16 protein-coding genes and 1 tRNA gene are annotated in these 14,719 nt (G+C 63.3%); 9 read left to right on the top strand and 8 right to left on the bottom strand.

The annotated features are described in order from the left end of the window. Positions 1-33 precede the first annotated feature (33 nt). The 4 genes from HF916_RS44435 to HF916_RS44450 form a co-directional block, all read right to left on the bottom strand. The gene (locus tag HF916_RS44435; protein ID WP_168794955.1) at positions 34-2,391 is read right to left on the bottom strand and encodes a RelA/SpoT family protein; all 2,358 of its coding nucleotides are present in this window, start codon (positions 2,389-2,391) and stop codon (positions 34-36) included. A 145-nt stretch (positions 2,392-2,536) separates the two neighbouring features. Beyond that, entirely contained in the window at positions 2,537-2,740 is a 204-nt protein-coding gene (gene rpoZ / locus HF916_RS44440; protein WP_006025620.1) for a DNA-directed RNA polymerase subunit omega, read from the bottom strand. Positions 2,741-2,800: 60 nt separating this feature from the next. Continuing rightward, positions 2,801-3,481, bottom strand: a complete 681-nt coding sequence (gene gmk / locus HF916_RS44445; protein WP_168794956.1) for a guanylate kinase — start codon at positions 3,479-3,481, stop codon at positions 2,801-2,803. An 18-nt stretch (positions 3,482-3,499) separates the two neighbouring features. Further along, the gene (locus HF916_RS44450; protein ID WP_168794957.1) at positions 3,500-4,423 is read right to left on the bottom strand and encodes a YicC/YloC family endoribonuclease; all 924 of its coding nucleotides are present in this window, start codon (positions 4,421-4,423) and stop codon (positions 3,500-3,502) included. Between the two features lie 210 nt (positions 4,424-4,633). On the opposite strand from HF916_RS44450, the gene rph reads away from it, so the two are divergent. The 4 genes from rph to HF916_RS44470 all read left to right on the top strand — a co-directional run bounded on the left by rph (position 4,634) and on the right by HF916_RS44470 (position 7,385). Continuing rightward, positions 4,634-5,374, top strand: coding sequence for a ribonuclease PH (gene rph / locus HF916_RS44455; protein WP_168794958.1), 741 nt, complete (start codon positions 4,634-4,636; stop codon positions 5,372-5,374). Then, the gene (rdgB, locus tag HF916_RS44460; RefSeq protein WP_168794959.1) at positions 5,367-6,014 is read left to right on the top strand and encodes an RdgB/HAM1 family non-canonical purine NTP pyrophosphatase; all 648 of its coding nucleotides are present in this window, start codon (positions 5,367-5,369) and stop codon (positions 6,012-6,014) included. Before rph ends, rdgB begins: the two co-directional genes overlap by 8 nt. After that, positions 6,011-7,240, top strand: coding sequence for a radical SAM family heme chaperone HemW (hemW, locus tag HF916_RS44465; protein ID WP_168794960.1), 1,230 nt, complete (start codon positions 6,011-6,013; stop codon positions 7,238-7,240). The genes rdgB and hemW overlap by 4 nt, the downstream gene beginning before the upstream one ends. 55 nt (positions 7,241-7,295) lie before the next feature. Next, positions 7,296-7,385, top strand: a tRNA-Ser gene (locus tag HF916_RS44470). A 220-nt stretch (positions 7,386-7,605) separates the two neighbouring features. Here HF916_RS44470 and HF916_RS44475 read toward each other — a convergent pair. After that, a complete protein-coding gene (locus HF916_RS44475) occupies positions 7,606-7,905 on the bottom strand; it encodes a hypothetical protein (RefSeq protein WP_168794961.1) in 300 nt (99 codons plus the stop codon). Between HF916_RS44475 and HF916_RS44480 the strand changes: the two genes are divergently transcribed. Beyond that, the gene (locus HF916_RS44480) at positions 7,904-8,362 is read left to right on the top strand and encodes a hypothetical protein (RefSeq protein ID WP_168794962.1); all 459 of its coding nucleotides are present in this window, start codon (positions 7,904-7,906) and stop codon (positions 8,360-8,362) included. The genes HF916_RS44475 and HF916_RS44480 overlap by 2 nt on opposite strands. A gap of 86 nt (positions 8,363-8,448) precedes the next feature. Here the strand turns inward: HF916_RS44480 and HF916_RS44485 are convergent, their stop codons facing one another. The 3 genes from HF916_RS44485 to HF916_RS44495 form a co-directional block, all read right to left on the bottom strand. Next, positions 8,449-8,853: a RidA family protein gene (locus HF916_RS44485; protein WP_168794963.1), complete on the bottom strand. Its 405-nt coding sequence runs from the start codon at positions 8,851-8,853 to the stop codon at positions 8,449-8,451. Positions 8,854-9,033: 180 nt separating this feature from the next. Then, positions 9,034-9,264 (bottom strand): hypothetical protein, encoded by a 231-nt coding sequence (locus tag HF916_RS44490; RefSeq protein ID WP_168794964.1) that lies wholly within the window; start codon positions 9,262-9,264, stop codon positions 9,034-9,036. A gap of 119 nt (positions 9,265-9,383) precedes the next feature. Then, the gene (locus tag HF916_RS44495; RefSeq protein ID WP_168794965.1) at positions 9,384-10,604 is read right to left on the bottom strand and encodes a Bcr/CflA family multidrug efflux MFS transporter; all 1,221 of its coding nucleotides are present in this window, start codon (positions 10,602-10,604) and stop codon (positions 9,384-9,386) included. Between the two features lie 257 nt (positions 10,605-10,861). On the opposite strand from HF916_RS44495, the gene HF916_RS44500 reads away from it, so the two are divergent. The 4 genes from HF916_RS44500 (at position 10,862) to HF916_RS44515 (ending at position 14,641) form a co-directional block, all read left to right on the top strand. Then, a complete protein-coding gene (locus HF916_RS44500; RefSeq protein WP_168794966.1) occupies positions 10,862-11,347 on the top strand; it encodes a hypothetical protein in 486 nt (161 codons plus the stop codon). A gap of 139 nt (positions 11,348-11,486) precedes the next feature. Beyond that, positions 11,487-12,770 (top strand): glutamate-1-semialdehyde 2,1-aminomutase, encoded by a 1,284-nt coding sequence (gene hemL, locus HF916_RS44505; protein WP_168794967.1) that lies wholly within the window; start codon positions 11,487-11,489, stop codon positions 12,768-12,770. A gap of 71 nt (positions 12,771-12,841) precedes the next feature. Beyond that, positions 12,842-14,011 carry a bifunctional diaminohydroxyphosphoribosylaminopyrimidine deaminase/5-amino-6-(5-phosphoribosylamino)uracil reductase RibD gene (gene ribD / locus HF916_RS44510; protein ID WP_168794968.1) on the top strand — a complete coding sequence of 390 codons (1,170 nt, stop codon included), beginning with the start codon at positions 12,842-12,844 and terminating at the stop codon, positions 14,009-14,011. A 15-nt stretch (positions 14,012-14,026) separates the two neighbouring features. Further along, positions 14,027-14,641, top strand: coding sequence for a riboflavin synthase (locus HF916_RS44515; protein WP_168794969.1), 615 nt, complete (start codon positions 14,027-14,029; stop codon positions 14,639-14,641). The last annotated feature ends 78 nt before the right edge of the window (positions 14,642-14,719 follow it).

Genomic DNA, 14,719 nt, shown 5'->3' on the forward strand with positions numbered 1-14,719 from the left:
GCCCCGAGACCGGCTCCGGGCGACTGCCGGTGATCAGTAATCCGCTCGCTCGCGGTCGATTCGCATCCCGCCGTCGTGGCGGTGATGGCCTTCCTCGCTAGGCCGTTCACGCGCAATGCGCATGACGTCCGGATTCGTGCGCACCCGCCGCATGACGTTGGCCAGATGGACGCGGTCGCTGACCTGGATCACGAAGCGCAACACCGTGGATTCCTGCGACAGGTCTTCGTCCATTGCAATGTGGACGATGTTCGCATCCGCCGAGGTGATATCCGCCGCCACGCGGGCAAACACGCCCTTGGTGTTCTTGACGAGTACCTTCACGGCGACGTCGAACAGACGCCCCGGCTGCGGCGCCCAGGCAACGTCGATCCAGCGGCCCGGATCGCGCCGGTGGATTCGTTGCGCGACGCGGCAGTCCGTAGTGTGGATCGCCATACCGAGGCCGATGCCGATATAGCCCATGATGTCGTCGCCCGGAATCGGACGGCAACACGCGGACAGTTGCACCGACATGCCCTCAGTGCCGGTGATGACGACCGGCGGCGCATGCGGCATATCGGAGTGGGAACGCGAGCCGTCGTCGTCGGCGTCGCGGCCGCTCATCAGAACCTCGATGCGCTTGGCCATGACCGCCGCGACACGTCGGCCGAGGCCGATGTCCGCGAAAATTTCCTGACGGTTCTTGTTGCCCGTCCACTGCACGAGCTTTTCCCACGCTTCCGGCGTCACGTCGGAGAGCGCCAGCCCGTAGCCCTTCAGCGCCTGGTCGACGAGACGCTCGCCGAGTTGCACGGACTCGTTCAGACGCATCGTCTTCAGGTAATGGCGGATCGCCGAGCGCGCCTTGCCGGTACGCACAAAACCGAGCCACGCCGGATTCGGCTTCGAATAAGGCGCGGTGATGACTTCGACGATATCGCCGCTCTTCAGCTCGGTGCGCAGCGGCAACAATTCATTGTTGATCTTCACCGCGACGCACTGGTTGCCCAGGTCGCTGTGGATCGAATACGCGAAGTCGAGCGCCGTGGCGCCGCGCGGCAGCGCCATGATCTTCGACTTCGGCGTAAACACGTAGACTGCGTCCGGGAACAGATCGATCTTGACGTGTTCGAGGAATTCGCTCGAGTCGCCGGCTTCGCTCTGAATGTCGAGCAGCGATTTCAGCCACTGGTGCGCGCGCTTCTGCACGTCATTCAGGTCCGCGCCGCCGTTCTTGTACAGCCAGTGCGCGGCCACGCCCGCTTCGGCGATCTCGTGCATCTTGCGCGTACGCACCTGAAACTCGATCGGCGCACCGAACGGGCCGACCAGCGTGGTGTGCAGCGACTGATAGCCGTTCACCTTCGGGATCGCGATGTAATCCTTGAACTTGCCCGGCACGGGCTTGTACAGCGCATGCAGTGCGCCGATGCAGGTGTAGCACTCCAGCGCGCTTTCCACCACGACACGGAAGCCGTACACGTCGAGCACCTGCGAGAACGACAACTGCTTGTCGCGCATCTTCTTGTAGATACTGAAGATGGTTTTCTCGCGGCCGGTGACCTCGGCGTCGAGCTTCGCGTCGGCAATGGCGCGCTGCACCGATTCGAGAATCTTGCCGACTACTTCGCGCCGGTTGCCGCGCGCCGCCTTGACGGCTTTTTCAAGCGTGGCGTACCGGTGCGGGTTGAAATTCGCGAAGCTCAGGTCCTGCAGTTCGCGATACGTATTGTTCAGGCCGAGCCGGTGGGCGATCGGCGCATAGATATCCAGCGTTTCGCGTGCCACGCGGCGGCGCTTTTCGGGCGGCACCGCGCCCAGCGTGCGCATGTTGTGCAGCCGGTCGGCGAGCTTGACCAGAATCACGCGGACGTCGCGCGCCATCGCGAGCAGCATCTTGCGGAAGTTTTCCGCCTGCGCTTCTTCGCGATTACGAAACTCCATCTTGTCCAACTTCGACAAGCCGTCGACCAGCTCCGCGACCTTCGCACCGAAACGCTCGGCGAGTTCGGCCTTGGTCACGCCCTGGTCTTCCATCACGTCGTGCAGCAGCGCCGCCATGAGCGCCTGGGCGTCGAGATTCCAGCTGGCGCAGATTTCCGCGACGGCAACCGGATGCGTGATGTACGGCTCGCCGCTCTGGCGGTACTGGCCGAGATGGGCTTCGTCGCTGAAATGGAAGGCCGACTTGATGCCCTTGATCTCTTCCGGCTGCAGATAGCCGGACAAGGCGGACGTCAGTTTGGCGATGGAGACGACGTCATGCCGGCGCGGTTGCTCCGGCGTGGCGGTCGGACCGAACAGATGGCGAAACGACTGTTCGAGGACCGCGTCGATGTATTTCCGTGCAGACGAGGGCGAGTCGGCGTCGTGTTCCACTTCCGTGACGGTGGGCGGGGTAGCACTCATGATCGCCTCCGTAGCGGTTAGGGTTGGACGCGGGTCTGCACGTTGATGCGATTACGTGTGGCAAAAGGTGTTGCAAACGCGGTATTGCAAACGCGTGTGGCAAACAGGTTCGCCACACGCGCAATCGAAAACGGAACAGTGCGCCTTAAACCGGCACCTTCTTCAGCATTTCGACGCCGACCTGGCCGGCTGCGATTTCGCGCAGTGCGACGACGGTGGGCTTGTCGCGGCTTTCGATCTTCGGCGTGTGGCCTTGAGCGAGCTGACGCGCGCGATAGGTTGCGGCAAGCGCGAGTTCGAAACGGTTCGGGATCTGTTTGAGGCAGTCTTCGACGGTAATGCGGGCCATGTTGGGTTCCTTCTCAGTATGTTGCTTATTCTACCTTATGTGCTCGACTCACCGCCGCGCTCACGCGTGTGGCAGGTGAATGCCGAGCTGCACGAAAAGCTGCGTGTGGCGCGCGTATTGCGAGGCGAAGCGCGAACGCGTCGCGGCCACGAGGCACTGCAGTTCGCTAAGCGCGCGCTCGAACTTCTCGTTGATCACCACGTACTCCGCTTCCGCCGCGTGCGCCATCTCGCTGCCGGCTGCCAGCAGACGGCGCGTGATCACGTTCGGCTCGTCCTGCCCGCGCTTCTTCAGACGCTCTTCCAAAGCTTCCAGCGACGGCGGCAAGATGAAGATTTCGACCGCGTTGTGAAACTGTTTTTTCACCTGCTGCGCGCCCTGCCAGTCGATTTCGAGCAGCACGTCATGGCCGCTCTTCATCTGGTCCTCGATCCACACGCGCGAGGTGCCGTAGTAGTTGCCGTGCACTTCCGCGCTTTCCAGAAATTCGCCGGCATCGTGACGCTTCATGAAATCGTCGACGGTGGTGAAGTGATAGTGCTCGCCGTCCTGCTCCTTCGGACGCGGCGGGCGCGTCGTGTACGAGATCGACAGACGGATTGCGTCGTCGCCGGCGAGCAACGCGTTCACGAGCGTCGACTTGCCCGCGCCCGACGGCGCGACGACCATGAACAGGTTGCCGGGGTAAGCACCGGCGTACGGGTTGCGCGGCGTTTCGCGGGTGTGGTGGCGGTCGGTCATGTCGGTGGGGCTCCAGCCTTATTCCAGATTCTGTACTTGCTCGCGCATCTGTTCGATGAGCAGCTTCAGGGTCATCGACGAATCCGCCAGTTCTTTCGCGGCCGCCTTCGAACCGAGCGTGTTCGCTTCGCGGTTGAGCTCCTGCATCATGAAGTCGAGGCGCTTGCCGACCTTGCCGCCCTTCTGGATCACGTGACGCGTTTCGTTCAGGTGAGCCGTGAGGCGCGACAGTTCTTCGGCGATGTCGATACGGATGCCGTACATCGTCACTTCCTGGCGAATCCGCTCGTTGATTTCTTCACGCGAGACGATCGTCGCGGCGGTGTCCGGCGCGGCGATGCCGAGCGCTTCCTGCAAGCGTTCGACAATCTTCTGCTGATGCTTGGCGATCAGTTCCGGCACGAGCGGCGTGATCTTCGTGACGATCGCTTCCATTTCGGTGACGTTGGCGAGCAGCATGGTCGCCAGTTGCGTGCCTTCACGGGCGCGCACGTCGATCAGGTCTGTGATGGCCTGCTTGCCGCATGCGAGCACGGCCTCGCGCAGCACTTCAGGCGCCACGCCGCTTTCGGCCAGCATGCCCGGCCAGCGCAAAATCTCGCCAGTGCGCAGCCGCTCTGCTTCGGGAAACGTCGAGAGCACGGTGCGTTCGAGCAGCGCGAGTTGCGTGAGCGCGTCGTGATTGATCGAACCCGCGTTGGCGGACTGTTCGCTGCGTTGCAGGTTGATACGGATATCGACCTTGCCGCGCGACAGCTTGTTCATCAGCATCTCGCGCAGCGTGGGTTCGCACACGCGCACGTCTTCCGGCATGCGGAAATTCAGATCGAGAAAGCGCGAGTTCACGGTGCGCAGTTCGACCGATACGCTCACGCCGCCTGTGCCCGAAGCCGCGACGAGTTCGCGCGTGGCGCTCGCATAGCCAGTCATGCTGTAGATCATCGTATTTCTCGCGATTGTGGCCATGCGTTCGACGATGGCCGGAGAGTCGAATCGCCCGGCGTGTACAAGACGCGGGGCGGGGAAACGGCATTATCCCATTTTTGCCGACAGAGCCGCGCGGAGAGCCCCGGCACATGCGGGCAGCCGCCCCGCCCGATCGGCTGTAAAATCGCGCTTTCCCTCCCGCTTTTCTTCCTGACCGATCTCAACATGACCAACGACACCCAACGCCCCAGCGGCCGCCAGGCCAATCAGCTGCGCGACGTGCGCATCACGCGCCACTATACGAAGCACGCGGAAGGCTCGGTGCTGGTCGAATTCGGCGATACGAAAGTGATCTGCACCGCGAGCATTGCCGAGAGCGTACCGTCGTTTCTGCGCGACCGCGGTCAGGGCTGGCTCACCGCCGAATACGGCATGCTGCCGCGCGCCACGCATACCCGCAGCGACCGTGAAGCCGCACGCGGCAAACAGACCGGCCGCACCCAGGAAATCCAGCGGCTGATCGGCCGCGCGCTGCGCTCGGTGTTCGATCTGGAGAAGCTCGGCGCGCGCACGCTGCATATCGATTGCGACGTGATCCAGGCCGACGGCGGCACGCGCACGGCCAGCATCACCGGCGCGTTCGTGGCCGCGCACGACGCAGTGGCGAAGCTGCTCGCCACGGGCCGCATCGAAAGCTCGCCGATCACGGATTACGTCGCGGCGATTTCGGTTGGGGTGTACGACGGTCTGCCGGTGCTCGACCTCGACTACGACGAAGACTCGCAATGCGACACCGACATGAACGTCGTGATGACGGGCGCGGGCGGCTTCGTCGAAATTCAGGGCACCGCTGAAGGCGTAGCATTTTCGCGCGACGAAATGAACGCGCTGCTGGATCTGGCGAGCGACGGCATCAATACGCTGATCGCGAAGCAGAAGGCGGCGTTGGAGCAAAAGGGTGAATGAAGTGAGTCGAGACAATGGCGCGGCCGCATCCGGTTCGCCGTTGAAAAAAGTCGTGCTGGCGTCGAACAACGCGGGCAAGCTGCGCGAGTTCGCGGCGCTGCTCGGCGCGGCCGGCATCGAACTGATTCCGCAAGGCGAATTGAACGTGCCGGAAGCCGAAGAGCCGCATCCGACCTTCGTCGAAAACGCGCTGACCAAGGCGCGCCACGCGTCGAAGCTGACCGGCCTGCCCGCGCTCGCCGACGACTCGGGCCTTTGCGTGCGCGCGCTGCGCGGCGCACCGGGCGTCTATTCGGCGCGCTACGCGCAACTTGCCGGCGGCGAAAAGAGCGACGCGGCGAATAACGCCCGCCTCGTCTCGGCGTTGCAAGGCGAAACCGATCGACGCGCGTATTACTTCTGCGTGCTGGCCCTGGTGCGTCACGCGGACGATCCCGAGCCGCTGATCGCCGAAGGCCGCTGGCATGGCGAAATGCTGGACGCGCCGCGCGGCGCACATGGATTCGGCTACGACCCGTACTTCTTCTTGCCGTCGCTGAACGCGAGCGCTGCCGAACTTGAACCCGCGGTGAAGAACGCCAGCAGCCACCGCGCGATTGCGTTGCGGCAACTGCTCGCGCGCCTGACGGAGGAAGCGTGATTCCGATCAAACCCGCGCCCGCCGATATCGGCAACGGCGTCATCAAGGCCTTCACGTCGCCGGGCAGCATCCGGCTGACGTCGCTGCCGCCGCTGGCGTTGTACGTGCATTTTCCGTGGTGCGTGCGCAAGTGTCCGTATTGCGATTTCAACTCGCATGAATGGAAAGGCGACACGTTTCCCGAAAGCGAGTATCTCGACGCGTTGCGCGCCGATCTCGAGATGGCGCTGCCGCTGGTCTGGGGCCGCCAGGTACATACGGTGTTCATCGGCGGCGGCACGCCCAGCCTGCTTTCGGCGGCCGGGCTCGACCGCATGCTGTCGGATGTGCGCGCGCTGCTGCCGCTCGACGCCGACGCGGAAATCACGCTCGAAGCCAATCCCGGCACCTTCGAAGCCGCCAAATTCGCGCAGTTTCGCGCGAGCGGCGTGAACCGGCTCTCGGTGGGCATCCAGAGTTTCAACGAAGCGCATCTGAAGGCGCTCGGCCGCATCCACGACTCGGTGCAGGCGCGTCACGCCGTCGAAGTCGCCGCGACCACCTTCGACAACTTCAATCTCGACCTGATGTTCGCGTTGCCGGGGCAGACGCTCGCCGAATGCCAGACCGATGTCGAGACGGCGTTGTCGTTCGCGCCGCCGCATTTGTCGCTGTACCACCTGACGCTCGAACCGAACACGTTGTTCGCGAAGTTCCCGCCCGCCTTGCCCGACGACGATGCATCCGCCGACATGCAGGACTGGATTCATGAGCGCACCTCCGCTGCGGGTTACGAGCGTTATGAGGTGTCGGCGTATGCGCAGCCGCATCGGCAGAGCAAGCACAATCTGAACTACTGGCGTTTCGGCGACTATCTCGGCATCGGTGCGGGCGCGCATACGAAGCTGTCGTTTCCGAATCGCGTGCTGCGCCAGGCGCGCTACAAGCATCCCACCACCTTTATCGAGCAGGCGAAGGCCGGCACGGCGGTGCAGGAAGAGCACGAAGTCGGGACCCGCGATCTGCCGTTCGAGTTCATGCTGAACGCGCTGCGGCTGGTGGAAGGGTTTCCGGTGCATCGGTTCATCGAGCGCACGGGCATGTCGATGACGTCGATCGAACCGGCCTTGCAGGAAGCCGAACGGCGCAAGCTGATCACGCGCGACCACGAAAAGATTGCACCGACGCCACTCGGTCAGGCGTTCCTGAATGATTTGCAGGAGCTGTTTCTGAAAGATCCGCATTGATTGCGGATCGACCGGGCGCCGCAGCGAGGTTTTTTCAGGTTACAATTTAGGGCTTGGAGGTGTGGCCGAGTGGTTTAAGGCACCGGTCTTGAAAACCGGCGAAGGAGCAATCTTTCCGTGAGTTCGAATCTCACCGCCTCCGCCAGGACAGATCGGCGCCGAGTCTTCGGCGCCTTGCAGAAAAGACGGCCTCAGCGCCGCAATCGCTGAACTTCGCATGACCTTCTCTTGAGCCCGCCGCGAGCGGGCTTTCGCACATTCGGCTTTTGAAACGGAGATGCGACATGGAAGGTATTGTTCGGCGCCGGCGGAACCGGGCGCGACTCAGGCGGAAACGCCAGAACTGGTGGTTTTCCCGCGGCAAATCAGATACGCAACTCGGGCGGCTCATCGATACGCCGACTCCCTGTAGTTGCTGGATGTGCGGCAACCCTCGGCGTTATTTTCATGAACTCACGATCAAGGAGCGGCGTTGGGCGCAAGGGATCGATGGCGAACAGGGACGGCTTTCGCATCGTGGTTGACTTGGAATTGATGGCGGTGCCGGGCGTCTCGGCGAACCGCCATGCTGCAATGCTCTTGCCGCCGCGTTCCCTCAATTTTTTTTGTCCGGGGTCGATATCAAAGCTATCTGTGCTGTCCGCGCGCGCCCCGGAGACGCCCATGAAAGTCCGTTCGCTAGCTATTACAGTGATCTGCTTCGCCACATGCGTGGGTGCATCGTCCACCTTGGCGGAGACGTCGGCGGCGCTATCCGACAATGACACCGCGGCCGTGTTCGGCTCGGCCAGATTGTCGAGTCTGCAGGACATCGGTGGTAGCGCGAAGCTCGGAGGATCGGCAGCGTCGATGGGTACGGACGCGCTGCGCGGCGCAAGCGGCAATATCGGCGTCAACCTCGTCGTTGGTGCGCTGAACGCGCAGGCCGATCAGATCGCATTCATCACCACGCCGCGAGCGGAAATCGCCTCGCAACAGAATGTGCACGCGGTCGCGCAAATCACAGGAAGCGGCACCGCCGAACTCGGCGCGGGCGCGTTGACGTACATGAGCGGTAATGTCGGCGTGAATATCGCGGCCGGTGTGAGCAATGCCCAGTTCAATGGGCTCGTGGTTCATTGAGCCAAGGCGTTCACGCGGCTCGTTGAAACCACCCGCTGCCGAGCACGCGCAAACGCTCAAGACGGCCAAGGTCCAGTAACTAAAAGCTAAACCAGCGCGGTCGCCTCAACCTCGATCTTGAAACCATAGTGCAGTTGCGGGACCGGCACGACGGCGCGCGCAGGCCGTGCTTCACCGGCCCAACGCGCGTAGATCTGATTGAAGCTCATCCAGTGCTCGACATCGACAATGTAGACGCGCACCTGCACCAGTTGCGCAACGCTGCTGCCGGCGCTTTCGAGCGCGGCTTGCACATTGGCCAACACCTGTTCAGCCTGAACCTCAAACGAGGCCTCGGATAGCTTGTCGCCTTGCGCCGTGATCGGCAATTGTCCCGAGACGAACACGAAACCATTTGCGACGGCGACGTGACTGTAATGACCGCCCGGCTGCGAAAGCGTAGCGGGATTGTCCGTATGCGGCAGACGCGGGTCGTGCTGGCTACCAGCCATGAATATCACTCCAAATGTGACGACGGCACATGACACTGCGTGCGATTCATCCGCACGACAGCATCCCGTTTTGCAAAAGCGATGAAGCGATCACACGAGCAATCATGCAACGCGCTAGCGCCGCCCACGCCAGGCGCAGCGCCTCACATCAACACGCTTCTACAAATGGAACCGCACACATCACACGCCAAGCATTTCCAGCTTCTCGCGCGCATCCGCGCAACGGCGGTTCAGATCGCGATGCATCAACTGACTGTCGAGCAGCGTCGATACATCAGACAAACCGAAATCAAAGCGCAAGACGTATTCGATATCTGTGTAATCGTGATAGACGCCGCTGTCCGCCAGCTTCTGCGCTTCAGCGAAAGCAGCTTGTTGCCGTTCGCCGTTCATCAAATCTCTAATCGCCATGAATGCCGCTCCGAGGAACAGTGGGTCCATCATAGCAACGGAAATTCAAACGCACGGTCGCGCGCACGCAACACCTGGTGTTTTCCGTAGACGCCACGTGGCTTGCGTTCCATCAAAGCTTAGGCGGCAGCGACAGGCACCTTCGTCCCATGCCACCTGATAACCAGAAGCCGGCCGAGATAACACAGCAAGCCCGCCACGCCTACCGTTACGCCCATGCCCTTGGGCGAACCGTCCTGCCAGAGTCCGACCGCGAGGCTCGACAACGCGCCGAGCGCCAACTGCACGGCCCCGAACACGGCGGCTGCGGCGCCGGCATTCAGCGGATAGCGATGCATCAGATCGGTCGTACAGTTGGCGGACAGAAGACCGACCACGCCGACCACGAAGAACAGGCCGAACACGATCGACCACAGACCACCCCAACCCGTCAGTGACACGAGACAGACAAACAGCGAGGCAATGCAACTCACGGTTGCAGCGAAAGAAATGATCGGCAGCGAACCGAGCCGGCCGACGAGCCGCGTATTCATGAAGTTGCCGAACATGATGCCGACGATATTCAACGCGAACAGGAAGCCGTAATGCTGCGCCGACACATGGAAATATTCGATGTAGACGAACGGCGTCGCCGTGATGTACGCGAACATCGACGCAAACGCCATGCCGCCGCACAGCATGTGCCCCCACGCAACCGGGTCGCGCAGCAACTTGCCGTACGCGCCGAACGACTTCAGCAACGCCGAGTGCGCACGCTTCTCACGCGGCCACGTTTCCGGCACCTTGAGAAACGCGGTGATCGCGCACACCGTGCCGAACAACGTCAGCACGATAAACACCACACGCCAGCCGCCGAGCAGCAGCAACTGTCCGCCGATGAGCGGCGCGAGCAACGGTCCGATCGACGTGACGATGGCGAGCATCGACAGCACGCGAGCGGCATCGGTCGGGCCGTGGGCGTCGCGTGCAATGGCGCGTGCCAGCACCGAAGCCGCGCCCGCGCCCAGCGCCTGCACGAAACGGAACGTCACCAGCGAGCCGATCGAGAACGACATCGCACAGGCGACGCTGGCCAGCGCATACATGACGATGCCGCCGAGCAACACGGGCCGGCGGCCATAGGTATCCGACAGCGGACCATAGAGCAGCATGCCGATCGAAAAGCCGAACATGAAGCTGGTGAGCGTCGTCTGCGCGGCGCCGGTGCTGATGGCGAACGCCTGCGCGATGGTCGGCAGGCTCGGTAGGTACATGTCGATGGAAATCGGCCCGCATGCGGCAAGCGCACCGAGCAACAGAATCAGCCGGCCATCGGGCCGGCTTCTGGCGACGTGAGACATGGGAATCCAGATGAAGCACCGCGCCGTCATCGGCAGCGGAACAGGTGAAACGGGGAAAACAGCAACTTGACGGCCTCAATTGTACGCGACGGTTAACACGACGACCGGGCTTCGGACCTGATCGCAAAGACGCCAATGAGGCATCGACGACTTCGCGGCAGCCACGTTGCCGATCGGTTAAGCTGCCGCCTGAACGCTCCGGGCGATGCGCGAACCTGTGCGCGGCGCCCTTCCACCATCCTGTACCCGACCATGCGATGACCGCATTCCTGCTGATCTGGAGCCCCAAGAAATGGCCATGGCCCGAGTTGCCTGACGTGGCCAAGCGCGTGGCCGTGGGCGTCGCGGTGGCCGACGTATGGGGCTGCGGATTTGCGCGCAGCATCCTGCCGGGTGACCGCGTCTTCCTGCATCGCGTGGCGCAGGAACCGAAGGGCATCTTCGGCTCCGGCTATGTGACGCGCGCGCCGTACGAGGTCCCCGATACGGCGACGAAGCGAGGTTACCGTTTATGCATCGACTTCGTGTACGACTGGTTAGTCGATGCACACGAAGGCGTGGTGATTCCGCGCGAGATGTTGCGCACGCATCCTTTCTCGGTGCAGACGTGGGACGCGCAGAGTTCGGGCACCGTGATCAAGCCGATGGCTGAAGGCGCATTGGAAAAGCGCTGGGCGGAACTGACCGGCAAGCGCAAGCCGCCGAAGTTCGATACGCCGACGGGACCGCCGCACAAAAACTAAGCGAGCGGCCCGCTGCGCAGGCGCATCCGGAAAACCTGTTCACGCTGACTCCGGTACAATTTCCCCACCTATCCCAGCGCCGCGCGACTCGCCGACAGGCGACCCGCGTCGCTGCGCAACCCCAATTCCAGTCATCGCCATGTCCAGAAACGAAACCCTATTCGAACGCGCGCAACGCACCATTCCCGGCGGCGTGAACTCGCCAGTGCGCGCCTTCCGCTCGGTCGGCGGCACGCCGCGCTTCATCGAACGCGCGCAAGGCCCCTACTTCTGGGATGCGGACGGTCAACGTTATATCGACTACATCGGCTCATGGGGCCCGATGATCCTCGGCCACGTCCATCCGGAAGTTCTCGAAGCCGTGCAGCGCGTGCTGGGCAACGGCTTCTCATTCGGCGCGCCGACCGAATCGGAAGTGGAAATCGCCGAGGAAATTTGCAAGCTGGTGCCCTCCATCGAACAGGTCCGCATGGTGTCGAGCGGCACTGAGGCAACCATGAGCGCGCTGCGTCTCGCGCGCGGCTTCACGAACCGCAGCCGTATCGTCAAGTTCGAAGGCTGCTATCACGGCCACGCGGACAGTCTGCTGGTCAAGGCCGGCTCGGGCCTGCTGACCTTCGGCAATCCGACTTCGGCGGGCGTGCCGGCGGATATCGCCAAGCACACCACCGTGCTCGAGTACAACAACGTCGCCGAACTCGAAGAAGCGTTCAAGGCGTTCGGCAACGAGATTGCCTCGGTGATCGTCGAGCCAGTGGCCGGCAACATGAACCTCGTGCGCGCCACGCCCGAATTCCTGCAAGCCTTGCGGCGCCTGTGTACCGAGCACGGCTCGGTGCTGATTTTCGACGAAGTGATGTGCGGCTTTCGCGTCGCCCTGGGTGGCGCGCAAGAGGTCTACGGCATCACGCCGGATCTCACGTGCCTCGGCAAGGTGATTGGCGGCGGCATGCCGGCAGCGGCTTTCGGCGGCCGGCGCGACATCATGGCTCACCTCGCGCCGCTCGGCGGCGTCTACCAGGCGGGCACGCTGTCGGGTAACCCGATCGCGGTCGCGGCCGGCCTGAAAACGCTGCAATTGATCCAGGCGCCGGGCTTTTACGACACGCTCGCCGCGCGCACTACGCGCCTCGTTCAGGGTCTCGCGAATGTGGCGCGTGAAGCCAAGGTGCCGTTCGCGGCCGATTCGCTCGGCGGCATGTTCGGCCTCTACTTCACAAACTCGACCCCGACGAGCTTTGCCGAAGTCACGAAGAGCGACGTACCGCGTTTCAACGCGTTCTTCCACAAGATGCTCGACGCCGGCGTGTACTTTGCGCCGTCGGCGTATGAAGCGGGCTTCGTGTCGATCGTTCACGACGACGCGATCGTCGACGCCACGATCGACGCCGCGCGCGGCGCGTTCGCCTCGCTCGCGGCCTGAAGCCGGCGAGACAACACACCGCTAAAACCGAAACCCATTACAGCCTAGCCACCGTACCCGACCGGACACCGATGTTTTCGCAAACCGATTTCGTCCATATGGAACGCGCGCTCGCGTTGGCCAAGCGCGGCATGTACACCACCGACCCGAATCCCCGGGTCGGCTGCGTGCTCGTCAAGAATGGCGAGGTGATCGGCGAAGGCTTTACGCAACCGGCCGGTCAGGATCATGCCGAGATCCGCGCGTTGAAAGACGCGCGCTCGCGCGGCCACGACCTGCGCGGCGCCACGGCCTACGTGACGCTGGAGCCGTGCAGCCACTTCGGCCGCACGCCGCCGTGCGCGAATGCGTTGATCGAAGCCCAGGTGGCGCGCGTAGTCGCGGCGATGGAAGATCCCAATCCGCAGGTCTCCGGACGCGGTCTCGCCATGTTGCGCGACGCCGGCATCGAAGTGCGCTGCGGACTGCTCGCCCACGAAGCGCACGAACTCAATATCGGCTTCGTCTCGCGCATGACGCGCGGCCGCCCGTGGGTACGCATGAAAGTGGCAGCCTCGCTGGATGGCCGCACCGGCTTGCCTTCGGGCGTCAGCCAATGGATCACCGGCGAAGCCGCGCGCGCCGACGGCCACGCCTGGCGCGCTCGCGCGTCGGCGATCCTGACCGGCATCGGCACGGTCAGGGAAGACGACCCGCGCATGACGGTGCGTGCTGTCGACACGCCGCGCCAGCCGCAACGCGTACTGATCGACAGCCAGCTCGACGTGCCGCCGGAGGCGCAGATTCTGGCTGGCGCGCCCACGCTGATCTTCTGCGGCAATCTCGATCAACGCCATACCGATCGCGCCAACGCACTGCGCGATCGCGGCGCCGAGATCGTCCAACTGGCGAACCCGGCCGGCAAGGTCGATCTGCCCGCGGTGCTAAAAGTGCTCGGCGCGCGCAACGTGAACGAACTGCATGTCGAGGCGGGCTACAAGCTGAACGGCTCGCTGCTGCGGGAAGGCTGCGTCGACGAACTGCTCGTGTATCTCGCGCCGAGCCTGCTCGGCATGGATTCGATGAGCATGTTCAATCTGAGCGCGCCCGAAACGCTCGAGGGCCGCGTCAAACTGAATTTCCACGCGGTCGACCGGATCGGCGAGGATGTGCGGATTCTCGCGCGCTTTATGCCCCAACCCGCACCCGAAGCCACGCCCGGACCCGACAGTGACACCGCGTCCCAACCCGTTTCGAAATGATCAAGGATTAGTACGATGTTCACAGGAATCGTCGCGGCCGTGGGCCGCATTGAATCAGTCAAACCGCTCGGCACGGACGGCGACGCGGGCGTGCGCCTGAACGTCGAAGCCGGTGGTCTCGATCTCGGCGACGTGCAGCTCGGCGACAGCATTACGATCCAGGGCGCCTGCATGACCGTGGTCGCGAAGACCGCCCACTCGTTCGAAGTGGACGTCTCGCGCGAAAGCCTGAACTGCACGGCGGGCCTCGGCGAGACCGGCGAAGTCAATCTCGAGAAAGCGCTGCGCGCGCACGACCGGCTTGGCGGCCATATTGTCTCCGGCCACGTGGACGGCCTCGGCACGGTCACGCACTTCGCGCCGGTGGGCGAATCGCACGAACTGCGCGTGCTGGCGCCGCGCGAGATCGGCCGCTATCTGGCGTTCAAAGGCTCTATCACTGTCAACGGCGTGAGCTTGACCGTCAACTCGGTTAAAGATCGCGACGATGGCTGCGAATTCTCGATCAACCTGATTCCGCACACGGTCGAAGTGACCGCGCTCAAGCGTCTGCGTGAAGGCACCCAGGTAAATCTGGAGATCGATCTGATCGCGCGCTATGTCGAGCGCATGCTGAACGCGCCGAAATAACAGGCCGCAAGCCCGGCCACGCATGGGCTGGTGGCGGCGCCTCGCCGCCTTCGGCCGGTTCATGCGAGCATCGTTTTC

Origin of the sequence: Paraburkholderia aromaticivorans, from assembly GCF_012689525.1 — a bacterium.
Lineage (GTDB): Bacteria > Pseudomonadota > Gammaproteobacteria > Burkholderiales > Burkholderiaceae > Paraburkholderia > Paraburkholderia aromaticivorans_A.